At 45.4% G+C, this 12553-nt stretch carries 14 protein-coding genes and 1 riboswitch; of the genes, 11 read left to right on the top strand and 3 right to left on the bottom strand.

Annotated elements, in window-relative coordinates; genetic code table 11:
• Positions 1 to 3: 3 nt before the first annotated feature.
• Positions 4 to 696, top strand: coding sequence for a zinc ribbon domain-containing protein (locus ACFQZT_RS12675; RefSeq protein WP_379300236.1), 693 nt, complete (start codon positions 4 to 6; stop codon positions 694 to 696).
• 883 nt (positions 697 to 1579) lie between these two features.
• Here the strand turns inward: ACFQZT_RS12675 and ACFQZT_RS12670 are convergent.
• The gene (locus tag ACFQZT_RS12670; protein ID WP_379300234.1) at positions 1580 to 2041 is read right to left on the bottom strand and encodes a C40 family peptidase; all 462 of its coding nucleotides are present in this window, start codon (positions 2039 to 2041) and stop codon (positions 1580 to 1582) included.
• A gap of 518 nt (positions 2042 to 2559) precedes the next feature.
• Here ACFQZT_RS12670 and ACFQZT_RS12665 point away from each other — a divergent pair.
• A complete protein-coding gene (locus ACFQZT_RS12665; protein WP_379300232.1) occupies positions 2560 to 2775 on the top strand; it encodes an alpha/beta-type small acid-soluble spore protein in 216 nt (71 codons plus the stop codon).
• Positions 2776 to 2863: 88 nt separating this feature from the next.
• On the opposite strand, the gene ACFQZT_RS12660 is transcribed toward ACFQZT_RS12665, so the two are convergent.
• The gene (locus ACFQZT_RS12660) at positions 2864 to 3706 is read right to left on the bottom strand and encodes an ATP-dependent DNA ligase (protein ID WP_379300230.1); all 843 of its coding nucleotides are present in this window, start codon (positions 3704 to 3706) and stop codon (positions 2864 to 2866) included.
• A gap of 385 nt (positions 3707 to 4091) precedes the next feature.
• Here ACFQZT_RS12660 and ACFQZT_RS12655 point away from each other — a divergent pair, with 385 nt between their 5' ends.
• From ACFQZT_RS12655 to ACFQZT_RS12645, 3 genes are all read left to right on the top strand, one after another.
• On the top strand, positions 4092 to 5018 hold the full coding sequence (locus ACFQZT_RS12655; protein ID WP_379300463.1) for an MBL fold metallo-hydrolase: 927 nt from the start codon (positions 4092 to 4094) through the stop codon (positions 5016 to 5018).
• Positions 5019 to 5035: 17 nt separating this feature from the next.
• Positions 5036 to 5380 (top strand): hypothetical protein, encoded by a 345-nt coding sequence (locus ACFQZT_RS12650; RefSeq protein ID WP_379300228.1) that lies wholly within the window; start codon positions 5036 to 5038, stop codon positions 5378 to 5380.
• Positions 5381 to 5461: 81 nt separating this feature from the next.
• Positions 5462 to 5893 carry a hypothetical protein gene (locus ACFQZT_RS12645; RefSeq protein WP_379300226.1) on the top strand — a complete coding sequence of 144 codons (432 nt, stop codon included), beginning with the start codon at positions 5462 to 5464 and terminating at the stop codon, positions 5891 to 5893.
• A gap of 53 nt (positions 5894 to 5946) precedes the next feature.
• Here the strand turns inward: ACFQZT_RS12645 and ACFQZT_RS12640 are convergent, their stop codons facing one another.
• Positions 5947 to 6525 carry a guanylate kinase gene (locus ACFQZT_RS12640; protein WP_379300224.1) on the bottom strand — a complete coding sequence of 193 codons (579 nt, stop codon included), beginning with the start codon at positions 6523 to 6525 and terminating at the stop codon, positions 5947 to 5949.
• A gap of 177 nt (positions 6526 to 6702) precedes the next feature.
• On the opposite strand from ACFQZT_RS12640, the gene ACFQZT_RS12635 reads away from it, so the two are divergent.
• From ACFQZT_RS12635 to ACFQZT_RS12610, 6 genes are all read left to right on the top strand, one after another.
• Positions 6703 to 6933 (top strand): hypothetical protein, encoded by a 231-nt coding sequence (locus tag ACFQZT_RS12635; RefSeq protein WP_379300222.1) that lies wholly within the window; start codon positions 6703 to 6705, stop codon positions 6931 to 6933.
• 43 nt (positions 6934 to 6976) lie between these two features.
• A riboswitch (cobalamin riboswitch) is annotated at positions 6977 to 7176 on the top strand.
• A gap of 144 nt (positions 7177 to 7320) precedes the next feature.
• Positions 7321 to 9012: a precorrin-3B C(17)-methyltransferase gene (cobJ, locus tag ACFQZT_RS12630; RefSeq protein ID WP_379300220.1), complete on the top strand. Its 1692-nt coding sequence runs from the start codon at positions 7321 to 7323 to the stop codon at positions 9010 to 9012.
• A 13-nt stretch (positions 9013 to 9025) separates the two neighbouring features.
• Positions 9026 to 9991, top strand: a complete 966-nt coding sequence (locus ACFQZT_RS12625) for a sirohydrochlorin chelatase (protein ID WP_379300217.1) — start codon at positions 9026 to 9028, stop codon at positions 9989 to 9991.
• Positions 9988 to 10764, top strand: coding sequence for a precorrin-6A reductase (gene cobK / locus ACFQZT_RS12620; RefSeq protein WP_379300215.1), 777 nt, complete (start codon positions 9988 to 9990; stop codon positions 10762 to 10764). The genes ACFQZT_RS12625 and cobK overlap by 4 nt, the downstream gene beginning before the upstream one ends.
• A gap of 5 nt (positions 10765 to 10769) precedes the next feature.
• Entirely contained in the window at positions 10770 to 11420 is a 651-nt protein-coding gene (locus ACFQZT_RS12615) for a precorrin-8X methylmutase (protein WP_379300213.1), read from the top strand.
• 8 nt (positions 11421 to 11428) lie between these two features.
• On the top strand, positions 11429 to 12553 hold the full coding sequence (locus ACFQZT_RS12610) for a cobalt-precorrin-5B (C(1))-methyltransferase (RefSeq protein ID WP_379300211.1): 1125 nt from the start codon (positions 11429 to 11431) through the stop codon (positions 12551 to 12553).

Below are 12553 nucleotides of genomic sequence, written 5' to 3'. Positions count from 1 at the left end.
AGGATGTTACTATGCACCAGTTGTAATAAGCAATATGATAATGAAGTAAAGTTTTGTAGTGAATGTGGTAACAAGGTTCAACAAGTTGAAATACAAGCTAATGCAGAATCTGCCGCTAAAATGGAAGAGCCAGTTGTTGTAAATAGTAACTCAAAGCAATCATCACTGAAGAAGATTATAATTGCTATTGTTTGCGTAATTTTGGTTGTTCTTTGCAGCTATTATGGGTACTCAAACTACATGACTAATGAAGGCAAGGCAAAGAATGTGGTTAATCATTACTTAAAGGCAATAAAGACTGGTGATTCAACGTATGACTACAAGAAAAGTGGCGTAAATGATTCCAATAATGTCCTGGATTACAAATTCTTGGGAGTTAAGGACGAAAGTAAAGAGGATAATCAACTTATAATAAATCAAGAAATGTACGATATGTTCTACAAAGATAAATTCAAGTCATTTGATGATTGGAAAGCAGATGTAAAGAAGGAGTTTACTCAAAATGGAGCAAGGGTTCTATCGGAAGATGTAAAGCAGATGACCCTGCTGACTGGTAGAAAACATGATAAATTGACATTGCTCTACGATGTTAATGTAACCAATGGATTTGGACAAGGTGTTTACAAAAAAGCGTACTTTGTCGTTGAGAATGATAATTCAAATGGGGAGTTTAAGGTAAGTAGTATTGAGTATTGATGTAATTTCAGGGAGTAGCTGTGGCTGCTCTCTTTTTGTTTGTTTTTGTAAGTAATACGAATCAAGGAGTTCTACGCTTTCATTAAATAGTTTTCTGCGGATTTTCGAAACGGAAGTAGGGAATGAATTATGATTGAGATTATTAAGAGCTTAAAATCGAAATGTGAGCGTTTGAATTGGCGAAACAGGAAAAAATAGGGTTGAAGGTAAGAATAGAGATAAGGTGACGAGATGTTTCTCTATATATAGAGAATGATCTAGTCGGTTTGATAGGGTGGACAATTTTTAGATTTGATTTGGTTTTAGGATTTGTCTCCAATGTTCTATATATACATTGTATTTAATAAAAAATGGGCGACAAATCAGGGTTGGGTGCAGTGGTAGGCAAGGTTGGATGTTTTTGGGCTCTGGTCTGGGATGGCAAAAAATTTTACAGCCCAGTTGATAGTTTCTTCCAATAGTTGTATATTAAAGCTAAGGCAAAGAAGCCGATAAAGATGTTGATTACAACCCAACGAATACATGAATTAGATCATAGAAGTTATTTTTTGGTAACCGTTAAAACCCTTACTCTTATTGAGTTCCCATTGTGTGAAAACTGTCTCTTCATGTGCTATAGCACGACCAATAGCGAATTTATCGCGATGGTAGCGGATAAGCTCAGAATTGAGCATAAGATGAGCTAAACCCTTACCACTCAAGGATTCTCGGAAATGGAGATCGCTATGTATCGATGAGTTCGAGGCCGTTTGGCTACTTGAATTTGTCCGATTTTTTCGAAATTGCAAAGACCATCTTACGATTATCCGTAGATGGTCTTTTTATTCGGATCTCTTGCAATCAAAAAACGCCACCTTGTTAAGGTGACGTTGATTTGTATTCCTTAAAGTACACGGCGGGCCGTAGCGTAGTGGTTGCTCCACCAACCGTGGCTAATATCCGAGATGGTAACGCCTGGACTACCGTAGGTGTGCAAAACTTTACCGTTACCGATATAGATACCTACGTGATGAATCGGCGAATAAAAGAATACTAAATCGCCTGGCTGCAGTTGATTTCTTGGTACGAATGTTCCTACTTGGGATTGGTCGCGTGAAGAACGAGGTAAATTGATCCCGTACTTTTTAAATACGGTTTGTGTGAACGATGAACAGTCAAAAGTACGAGTAGTCCCGGACGGTGAACCAAATTGATACGGGGTATGCATGTATTGTTCGCCGGTAGAAATGATTTTATCCGAAATTGAGGCGGCGTGAGTTGTGGATGGTGAGATCGCCATGGCGCCGCCCACGAAGATGGATAAACTCAGAGCAAAAGTCGCGATAGTTTTAATAGTTTTTTTCATGAATGTATCCTCCCTATGTTGGCTCAATGGCCTGTATTTTGTTGACCTGATACCACTATAACACACGATTTACATCCGAAAATTTACCGTTTTGTCTAATTAAGTACGAGCGGTAACGATTCAAAGGACTCTATGAGAATTTGCTGAGAAGTGTATGAGACGAATCTTATTGACAGTTGAGCGATGGTAAAAAGTATCATGAAAAAATTAATGTTATTTTCATGAAGCATTAACGTAGCAGGAGTACAATGAAGACAGTTCACAATTTAGACAAAAAAAGTTAGGAGTGATTATTGTGAAACTGTTCAAAAATTTTCTTCAAGGCTTTTTTTATGCTTTTATTTCCATTGGCGCACTTCCATTCTTGCTTGTAAAGAGCTTTCTTGAAACGTTTAACGGATAATTTCGCCGAAGTGTTTATTTCTTATCATCTGAACTGAAATTATTATTTTTAATTCATGCATAATAATCCAACAACTCCACAAACTAGGCTTACACCACGAAAAGGAGTGAATCAAATGAGTAGAAGAAGCAGCAACACCTTAGTTGTTCAACAAGCGAAATCGGCACTGGAGCAAATGAAATACGAGGTTGCTCAAGAATTAGGTATTCAGATTCCTCAAGATGGTTATTACGGCTATATGGCTACCCGCGATACGGGAGCAATCGGGGGCCATATTACACGAAAGCTAGTTCAAATCGCTGAACAACAACTACAAGGCTTCAGACGCTAATTTTGCAAAGCAAGTTAAAGCACAAAGACTGCAGCCACCATTTCTCCTCCAATGGTGATTGCAGTCTTTGATGAGTTTAAGGATTTTTTTAGATAACGAAATCCATAAAAATAGGGGCGCGCAGTTTGCCGCTTTTCGTCCAATTTCTCGTCTTTATTTTCGCCATCAGCAACGGCTCCATGTAAGCAAAGTGGGTATCTTCTTTATACACAAGGCGATTTTTTACAAGATGAATGGCATTTTTATGCTCTTGTGAAAGACCCAGTTCTATGACGCCAACGGGTATTTTAAGGCCATTTGTAGCATCTATAGAAGCTAACAAGCTAAGGTCTTTTTTTCGATATCCTGAAATATACACATCGGCGTAAACCCAATTGATGACTTTTTGCCATGATTTCAGCCTTTTACTAGCGGCATATTTAGAATCTGCCCGTTTGATTACGATTCCCTCAAGCGCTTGTTGTTGAATATGCTCAAAATAATCGCTTGCTTTTCCTTCAAAAACGCTGATTTTTTTATAATGTTCAGTATCCAAGAAAGCTTCCTCAAGCATTTCTTTTCGCCGCAGCAGCGGTAAACTTGTGACATCAATTCCCTTGTATCGCAAAATATCAAATGCATAAAATAATACAGGAGCCGACTTGTGATTCCTCGAGTAAAGCCGGGCTGACATCCCTTCAAAATCAGGGTTACCCCGATGATCAGGAACAATCAGCTCACCATCAAGTATAGTTCCATCTGGAAAAGGACAATTATGTAACTCAGGAAATTTGTGTGTGACGAGTTGATGGTGCTTCGTATAAATATAGAGTTGATCCATTTTGGAAATCAAACAACGGATGCCATCTAGTTTCTGTTCAACGATATGATTTTTTCTGTTGAATGGTTGATTATCTTTGGCGTACGGAACCAGCATCGGAGAAATGAACATAAATATCACCCAATATTCATGTTACATCGAACAATGCGTTATGCCTAATGGGAGTTGCAGGGAGGTATGGCGTATATGCAGACCAATAAATCATTCGGATTTATTGGTTTTTTGCTTTGCGGAATTGCATATTATAAAAAAATGGAACCGCATAAGGAGATATTACGTTGTTAACAAATAGTATTTCAAGAAAGTGAAAAAGGTTGGAGGACATAAAGTGCTGCTTATCATTACGAGTGTCGTTATTGGAATTATTATCGCTGGAATTCTCTTTATGAATCTCTATCCGGCTTTTGGACAGAGGCCCACGAAGGCGAGGGTACAAGCTTTTAAAAAATCCGGACATCTTGTCAACGGGAAATTTGTTAATTTGACGACAACCTTGATGGATAACAGTCCGAAAACAATGTTCAGTATGTTAAAAGATGTGATGAAAGGCAATCCCAACCGACGGCCGCAAGTTCTACTACCTATGGCAAAACCCAGCTTTCAGCAAGGTCATCGGGCTCAATTTACGTGGTTCGGCCATTCTGCTTCCATGCTGACAATTGAAGGTAAGACCTTGTTGTTAGACCCGATGTTTGGGGACGCCCCTTCGCCTTTTCCAAGTTTTGGAATAAAGCGCTATAGCGGCGGTTTGCCCTTTAAATTGGAAGAGCTTCCCCCGATAGATGCGGTTTTGCTCTCCCATGATCACTATGACCATTTGGATTACGGTACGATCAGGGAAATAAAACATAAGGTAAAACGATTTCTGGTTCCTCTCGGCGTCGGCGGGCATTTGGAAAAATGGGGCGTGGATCCAGAGAAGATTCAAGAGTACGATTGGTGGGATGAGCTTCATTTTGAAGGACTTTCTCTGGCATGTACACCTGCCAAGCATTTTTCCGGCCGCAGTTTGACTGACCGTAATACAACCCTATGGTGCTCCTGGGTCATTCTAGGCGAGCAGACCCGTGTTTTTTTCAGCGGAGATAGCGGATATGCGCCTCATTTTAAGGAAATTGGCGATAAATACGGGCCGTTTGATGCAGCCTTAATGGAATGCGGCCAATATGATGATCGGTGGGCAGATATTCATATGACGCCGGAGGAGAGCGTTCAAGCCTATCTGGATGTCAAAGCAAAGCTCATGATTCCCATTCATTGGGCGGGATTTACGTTAGCCTTTCATGACTGGTCGGATCCGGTCGAACGAGCGATTCAGGCTGCAGAAAGACATGGAGCAGCTATTTCTACACCCCAGATAGGGGAAGCTGTAAGTATTGGAGCTGACGAGTTCCCGCGGTCCGCTTGGTGGCGACACGTTTAATCGAAGGGATTGATCAGATGGCATTTCACGTTAGTTCGAGGGATCCACAAGGAAATAAGACTTCCAAACGATTTTTTGATCGTTATTCAGCGGAACAAGAAGCGAGAAGATTAAGAGAAGAAGGCCACGCTGATGTTCTTGTAGACCTAGGCGAAATTAAGAATTGGATAAGCATGTTTTTGATAGTTGTTGGCTGCGTCGTCATCCTTGTTGGACTGATTCTAAGTTTATCTTTAGATCATAGCAGTTTAGTGCTAGCAGGGTTTTACATTCTATCTTCAATCTTCGCTGGCGCTTTATTGATTGGTTTGTCGGAAGTCGTCTCTTTATTGGATCAAATCAACAAGAAGCAGAAAAAGTAAAGAACTGGATACTCAATCCAGTCCGTGGTATTATGGATAAGGTCGGTAATAGAAGCGATCAGGAGAGGTAAAGATAACAAAATGACAGAACAAAAGAGTGAACGCAGATTTCATTTCCTGGGTGTGCTGCTAGGCGTATCCATTGATAATTTGGGAACGTTCGTATCGACGGCATTAATCGGCAGCGCTTATTTTGCTGCTAATCCAGTGAATGAGAAGGATTTGAGCCAGATTTATTCGAACGTTGGTTTATTAATGGTGCTTCTGGTGGTCGGCTTATTTTGGACGTTCCTTGGTGGCTATGTGGCAGCTAAGGTAGCGAAGCGGGCAGAAGTTTTCAATGCTTCCATCATCGGGGTCATTGCGGCTGCGATTGGGTTTGATTCTATGCTGACCAGTCACGATATCCCGCTTTGGTATGAACTCATCGGTTTTATTGTGATCATACCTATTTCTTTGCTAGGCGGATATTTGGCCATGAAAAAGAAAGGTGCTTCAACCAAAAAATCATAAACAAAAAAGAGACTCGGATATTGCCCCGAGTCTCTTCCTATATGCAAAGAAAACTAACTTGTTGTGGTTGGAATGTGGGAAAGCATGGCGGTTTTGACCTTGTTGATCGTATCTTGGAGGTCCATATTTTCAAAAACATGTTCGCATTGTTTCCGGTAAGAAACTTCTTCGATGTAATGATTCATATAATGATCGATGACATCCATTGGTGTACTGCGCGCGAGAAGCCGCTCCATGATGGTCTGTTTGTTGGCGTAGATGAAGAGACGGATAGCGCGATCGCCAAATTCATACTTAAACTTGTTCGCGGCATACCGATTCACGATCACATAAATGAGACCTTTCTCCCGCAGTGCAGCTTCGATGTCCGCCTTTTTTGTCCCGTAAAAGTTGCCGTCAATTTCGGCCGTTTGGAAAAATTCCCCTGCGATATCCGCGTCAATAAATGCTTTACGAGAGATAAAGTTGTAATCTCTTCCTTCCATTTCTTTGGGTCGTGGAGTTCTGGTTGTATACGAAACAACAGATGAAAAACCAAGCTCGCCTGCTATTTGCCGTGCAATGGTTTTGCGCCCTGAACCGCTTGTGCCTGTAAACACGAAGATCAATCCATCAGCTGCCTGTCTGCTCATACGAAATCCTCCTCCATGATTAAATTGAAAGCGTTATCTCACTACTATTATAGTACGAATATTCAGGAAATTAAAGGATGGGTTTCTGCTTGTTCTGAGATTCGCATACAGGTGAATGAGCAGCCGCAAATACGTTATAATAGCGATAGGTCATGACTGGATAGAAAGGAAAAGACGATGCCCAAATATGCAAATTTAAGTACGGAAGCAACGGAATTACTGCGACAAAAGACTGGAAGCACGCAGGTTGAATGTTATACGTATATTGATCCTGAACGCACGGAAGACAGCTTTTTTGTTGTAAAGACGACAAACAAAGTCATCCATGTCAGTTTTGCCGAAATCACCTATGATCAAAGCAATTTCTCCAGCTTAATCGAAGGGCTCTACCGAGCTATCTACGAATAATAGCGTGGACAAGATTTTCGATAGATGATAGGATGAGGTTAATTGCATAAGTATGGAATTAGGTGCTCTATGTCAATGCTGCATAGAGTTAAAAGGGAAGACCGGTGAAAAACCGGCACGGACCCGCCACTGTAAAGATTGCCGTTATTACGGCATCTTCTTGCATGAAGCCACTGGGCTAAACCCGGGAAGGCGCGAGAAGAACATCCAAGTCAGGAGACCTGCCTAGTTCAACAACACATTTGCCCTACGAGGAATTAGGGAGTGTTAGAGAGCGGATACTCCAGTGTGCTTCGACATGATGTACCACCAAGCGTTTCTAACATGACCCATGTTAGGAACGCTTTTTTTGTTGCTCTGAAATGAAGTGGAAAGGGTGAGTGGTTTTTGTTGGGTAAATTGCTTATTATTGGCTTTGGTCCTGGGAGTTTTGAACATATCTCGAAGCGCGCTCGTGAGGCGATACAAGAAAGTGAAATTATCATCGGATACAACACGTATGTGGATCTTATAGCCGGATTGCTAAGCGATCAACAAATTGTGCGGACAGGTATGACAGAAGAAGTAAGCCGTGCCCAAGAAGCTGTGCGGCAAGCGAATCAAGGGAAGAAAGTCGCTGTAATCTCCAGTGGGGATGCAGGCGTGTACGGAATGGCCGGGCTGGTCTATGAGGTATTGATGGAACAAGGATGGACGCAAAAGGATGGCGTAGAAGTAGAAGTCATTCCGGGAATTTCAGCCGTGCATTCTGCCGGATCTCTTCTTGGTGCGCCCATTATGCATGATTCATGTACGATCAGCCTAAGCGATCATCTGACGCCATGGGAACTCATTGCAAAGCGGGTAGAGGCGGCGGCAATGGCGGATTTTGTGATTGCGCTGTATAATCCGCGAAGCGGAAGAAGGACGAGGCAAATTGTTGAGACACAGCGTATCCTGCTGCAGTATCGCTCGCCGCAAACGCCAGTCGGGATCGTAAAAAGCGCATATCGCGACCGACAGCATGTCGTTGTTACAACACTTGCGGACATGCTGAATCATGACATTGGTATGCTGACGACGATTATTATAGGAAATTCGGCCACTAAGCTTTATGACGGTTTAATGATTACACCTCGAGGGTATCAACGGAAATATACGCTTGCTGCAGATACTCAGCCGCTAAAACCACATCAGAGATTGCAAGCGGAAGCAGAGCCATGGGCTTTGGAGCAGATGGAGACTTTGCAAACGAGTGGAAATTCATTGGCTATTGATGAGGACTGGGAAGAGTGGGAAGAAGAGACGGGAATGAGTGATACCGAGTCGGTTTCGGCAGCCGGTCAACCATCTCCTGCTAATTCCTTGCAGTTGGCCATGGAAGCCTTGCAGTTGGTGAGCAAAGGGAGCCATCAAACAGCGCCTGTGTTCGGTCGTCCTTTTACGGCGACTGAATCTATTTTTGAGTTTGCGGTAAGCCCCGGAATCGCGAACAAAAAACTGACAGCTCTTCAATTAGTTGCCCTAGGTGAAATCATAGGAGATCGTGGGGACATTGAATATACGCCGCATCATCAGCTTATTGTTCGAGTGAAAACGGATCAACCTGAACGAATGACAGCTGAGTTAAAGAGGCAAGGTCTATTATTATCCCCAATCGGCGATGTGGCCCAGATTAAAGCTTGCGATTTTTGCAACCTGGAAAAGGGAGAGTCCATCCCTTATGCGGAAGCGATTCATCAAAGAATCGGCAATATGACAGTACCCAAAGAGCTGAAAATTGGCTTTAACGGCTGCGGTATGGCTTGTTATGGGGCAGTACAGCAGGATATCGGCATCGTTTATCGCAAAGAGAAATTCGATCTGTTCCTGGGAGGTAAGACGGTCGGACGGAGTGCGCATCCTGCTCAGCCTGTAGCAGAGGGCATTGAACCGGAGGAGCTCGTCGATATGGTTATCAGAATCGTGGAACGTTACAAAACGGAAGGACATCCGAACGAGCGGTTCCATAAGTTTTTTAAACGGGTGAAAGAAATCGAAGGGTTCAAGCATCAGGAAATGGTAGGATTCGTGATCGAAAACGCCGCTTGTGGCGATTAGGGGGATGCGTAAAGTGAATGCAGTTTTATTTGTGGGTCATGGGAGCAGAGAGCATGAAGGTAATGAAGAAGTACGGCAGTTTGTTAAAGAAATTGCGGATAAAATGCACGGACATATCGTGGAAACCTGCTTTTTGGAGTTTGTAGAGCCTACGATCATGCAAGGGATCGATCGCTGTGTAGAGCTTGGCGCTTCTCATGTTGTTGTAATTCCGATTATTTTATTTGCGGCCGGTCATGCCAAAATTCATATCCCGTCTGCGATTGACGATGCGAAAAAGAAATATCCATTTATTAAATTTACATACGGAAGGCCGATTGGCGTTCACGATCAAATTCTTGATATTTTGACCTCGAGATTAAAAGACACAGGAGTTCAACTGAACGGAGATCTTGGAGAGACGGCACTGCTTGTAGTCGGACGCGGAAGCAGCGATCCGGATGCTAATAGCGATTTGTTTAAAATCTCCCGCTTGCTTTGGGAACGGCTTCAAGTGGAATGGGTGGAAACGGCATTTATCGGTGTCACGGCACCACTTATGGATGCGGGAATTGAGAGATGTCTCAGACTTGGTGCCAAAAGGGTTATTATTTTACCTTATTTTCTGTTCACAGGCGTCTTAATTCAGAGAATGGAGCAAATGGTACAAGGTTATCGGGAGCAATATGGTGAACATGAGTTCCAAATGGCACCTTATTTCGGCTTCCATCCGTTGCTTCAAGAAATATTAATCGGTCGCGCTGAGGAGGCGCTTCAGGATGAAGTGAAGATGAATTGCGACATGTGCCAGTATCGCTTGGAAGCGATGAAGCATATTGATCATCATCATCATCATGATCATGAGGATCACCATCACGGGCATCATCATCACAATCACGACCATGACCATGACCATGACCATGACCATGACCATGACCATGACCACGACCATCATGATCACCATCATGATCATGCGGAAACCGGAGGAAGCAAACGATGATTCTCGTTCTTGCAGGGACCAGCGATGCCAGAGAGCTGGCACTACGCATACGGTCTGCAGGCTCTACCGTGCTTACAACCGTAGTTACGGAGAGTGCAGCCAAAAGCATGGAAGCCGAGAAGCTTCCTGTGTTGACCGGACGGCTTACGGCGACCGACATGCAGCAGCTAATCGCAGATAGAGGGGTTCGCATCGTCGTCGATGCAACGCATCCATTTGCCGAAGAAGCTTCGAAGAACGCGATGGAAGCTGCGCAGTTGGCTCAAGTTCCTTACGTCCGTTTCGAACGTAAAAGTTTATCAATTGAACAAAGCGCTTTGGTCACCACAGTGGATGACTACAAGCAGGCAGCTGAGCTGGCTGCCGAGAAGCGGGGCAGCATCATGCTGACGACTGGGAGCAAAACATTGAAGATTTTCGCTGATCGGCTTATTGGACTGCCTGATACGACACTCATCGCGAGGATGCTCCCTCGTAAGGACAACATGGAGAAATGCGAAGAACTGGGCATCGAGCAGAAGAACATCATCGCCATGCAGGGTCCCTTCTCCAAGGAATTGAATAAGGCGCTATACGACCACTACAAGGTTACATTAATGATCACCAAGGAAAGCGGTAAAGTCGGAGCGGTGGACGAGAAACTGGAAGCTGCTTTAGAAATGGGAATTCCGAGCATTGTAATCGGAAGGCCGGAGCTTGCGTACGGTAACCTTTACAACGATTTTGACGGTGTGATTAGACATATCGAAACGCATTTTCAGAAGGAGGCTTAATTCAAATGGAATTTCATACGGATTTCAAACCATTGACCGTGCAGCCGCAAGAAATTGAAGAAAAAAGCTTCGAAATGATTACGGAAGAGCTCGGCGAGCATTCGTTTACGGAAGAGCAGTATCCGGTTGTACAGCGTGTCATTCACGCTTCGGCGGATTTCGAGCTTGGACGCAGTCTTGTGTTTCATCCGCGTGCCATAGAAGCGGGCATTGCTGCGATTCGTGCCGGAAAAATATTGGTAGCCGATGTGCAAATGGTACAAGTCGGGATCAGCAAACCGCGAATCGAGCAATTTGGCGGCGATGTGAAAGTTTACATCTCAGATCCGGATGTGATCGAAGAGGCGAAACGTTTGAACACGACGCGGGCGATTATCTCGATCCGCAAAGCGATTCAAGAAGCCGAAGGCGGCATCTTTGCGATCGGCAACGCACCGACAGCGCTGCTGGAGCTGATTCGCCTCGTTAAAGAAGGCATCGCCAAGCCAGGACTCATCGTCGGCGTGCCGGTCGGTTTCGTTTCCGCAGCGGAATCGAAGGAAGAGTTGGCGAAGCTGGATGTTCCGTTCATCACGAACATCGGCCGCAAGGGCGGCAGTCCGGTTGCCGTCGCAGCGGTCAACGCGTTGTCCATCATGGCGGCGCGCAAGGAGTAACGCGCGCCATGGATGAACAACCGGGCAAGCCGCTGCGCCACGGCTATACGACCGGCTCCTGCGCGACCGCAGGAGCCAAAGCAGCGCTGCTGGCTCTGATCGAGCAGGAGCCGCAAGCGCTGGTAGCGATCCGTATCCCGATCGGGGATACGGTTGCTTTTGCCCTGCACAGCTGCACGTACACGCAGCTGTGGGGCGAAGCCGCCGTCATCAAGGACGGCGGCGACGATCCCGATGCGACGCACGGCGCGGAGATCGTCGTGCGCGTGAGCTGGCGCGACGAGCCCGGCGTCGGCATCGATGGCGGCATCGGCGTCGGGCGCGTGACGAAGCCCGGCCTGCCGGTCGAGATCGGTCAAGCGGCGATCAACCCGGTCCCGCGGAAAATGATCCGCGAGACCGTGCAGGAGGTGCTTGACCAGTACGAGATCGAGCACGGTGTAGATGTGCTCGTGTCGGTGCCCGCCGGCGAAGAGATCGCCAAGAAGACGCTGAATGGGCGTCTGGGCATCATCGGCGGCATCTCGATCCTCGGCACACGGGGCATCGTCGTGCCATTCTCAACGGCAGCTTACAAGGCCAGCGTGGCGCAGGCGATCCGCGTGGCCGTTAAATGCGGCTGCGACCATATCGTGTTATCGACCGGCGGCCGGACGGAGACATTCGGGATAAGCCTTTATCCCGAGCTCCCGGAGGAAGCTTTCGTCGAGATGGGCGATTTTGTAGGCTTCGCTTTAACGCAGTGCCAGAGACAAGGCATCCGCAAGGTGACTTTGGTAGGCATGATGGGCAAGTTCTCCAAGGTTGCGCAAGGTGTTATGATGGTGCACTCGAAGAGCGCACCGGTAGATTTCGGATTTCTTGCGCAGGTGGCGGTCGAAGCCGAAGCCTCTGAAACGTTAGCGGATGAAATAAGAGCAGCCAACACGGCTGCCCAGGTTGGGGATATGATGGCCGCAGCCGGATATATGCGTTATTTTGAACGATTATGTGAGCGCTGTTGTGAAGCCGGACTTCAAGAAGTTGGACGCGATGGATTCGATGTCATTGAAACGGTCATTATTTCGATGAAAGCAGAGCTTTTGGGGAAAGCGGCTCTGTATCATAAGGGCAAGATGGGGGAGAACGGGTAG

It is taken from the genome of Paenibacillus sp. GCM10027628 (assembly GCF_042676385.1).
In the GTDB taxonomy this organism is placed as follows: domain Bacteria; phylum Bacillota; class Bacilli; order Paenibacillales; family NBRC-103111; genus Paenibacillus_E.
This window is presented reverse-complemented; position numbering and strand designations above follow the sequence as displayed.

What these genes read in the sequence shown, in the direction of transcription:
- ACFQZT_RS12675 (WP_379300236.1), top strand. Translation starts at nt 4, where the DNA reads ATGTTACTATGCACCAGTTGTAATAAGCAATATGATAATGAAGTAAAG.
- ACFQZT_RS12670 (WP_379300234.1), bottom strand. Translation starts at nt 2,041, where the DNA reads ATGAAAAAAACTATTAAAACTATCGCGACTTTTGCTCTGAGTTTATCC.
- ACFQZT_RS12665 (WP_379300232.1), top strand. Translation starts at nt 2,560, where the DNA reads ATGAGTAGAAGAAGCAGCAACACCTTAGTTGTTCAACAAGCGAAATCG.
- ACFQZT_RS12660 (WP_379300230.1), bottom strand. Translation starts at nt 3,706, where the DNA reads ATGTTCATTTCTCCGATGCTGGTTCCGTACGCCAAAGATAATCAACCA.
- ACFQZT_RS12655 (WP_379300463.1), top strand. Translation starts at nt 4,092, where the DNA reads ATGGATAACAGTCCGAAAACAATGTTCAGTATGTTAAAAGATGTGATG.
- ACFQZT_RS12650 (WP_379300228.1), top strand. Translation starts at nt 5,036, where the DNA reads ATGGCATTTCACGTTAGTTCGAGGGATCCACAAGGAAATAAGACTTCC.
- ACFQZT_RS12645 (WP_379300226.1), top strand. Translation starts at nt 5,462, where the DNA reads ATGACAGAACAAAAGAGTGAACGCAGATTTCATTTCCTGGGTGTGCTG.
- ACFQZT_RS12640 (WP_379300224.1), bottom strand. Translation starts at nt 6,525, where the DNA reads ATGAGCAGACAGGCAGCTGATGGATTGATCTTCGTGTTTACAGGCACA.
- ACFQZT_RS12635 (WP_379300222.1), top strand. Translation starts at nt 6,703, where the DNA reads ATGCCCAAATATGCAAATTTAAGTACGGAAGCAACGGAATTACTGCGA.
- cobK (WP_379300215.1), top strand. Translation starts at nt 9,988, where the DNA reads ATGATTCTCGTTCTTGCAGGGACCAGCGATGCCAGAGAGCTGGCACTA.
- ACFQZT_RS12615 (WP_379300213.1), top strand. Translation starts at nt 10,770, where the DNA reads ATGGAATTTCATACGGATTTCAAACCATTGACCGTGCAGCCGCAAGAA.
- ACFQZT_RS12610 (WP_379300211.1), top strand. Translation starts at nt 11,429, where the DNA reads ATGGATGAACAACCGGGCAAGCCGCTGCGCCACGGCTATACGACCGGC.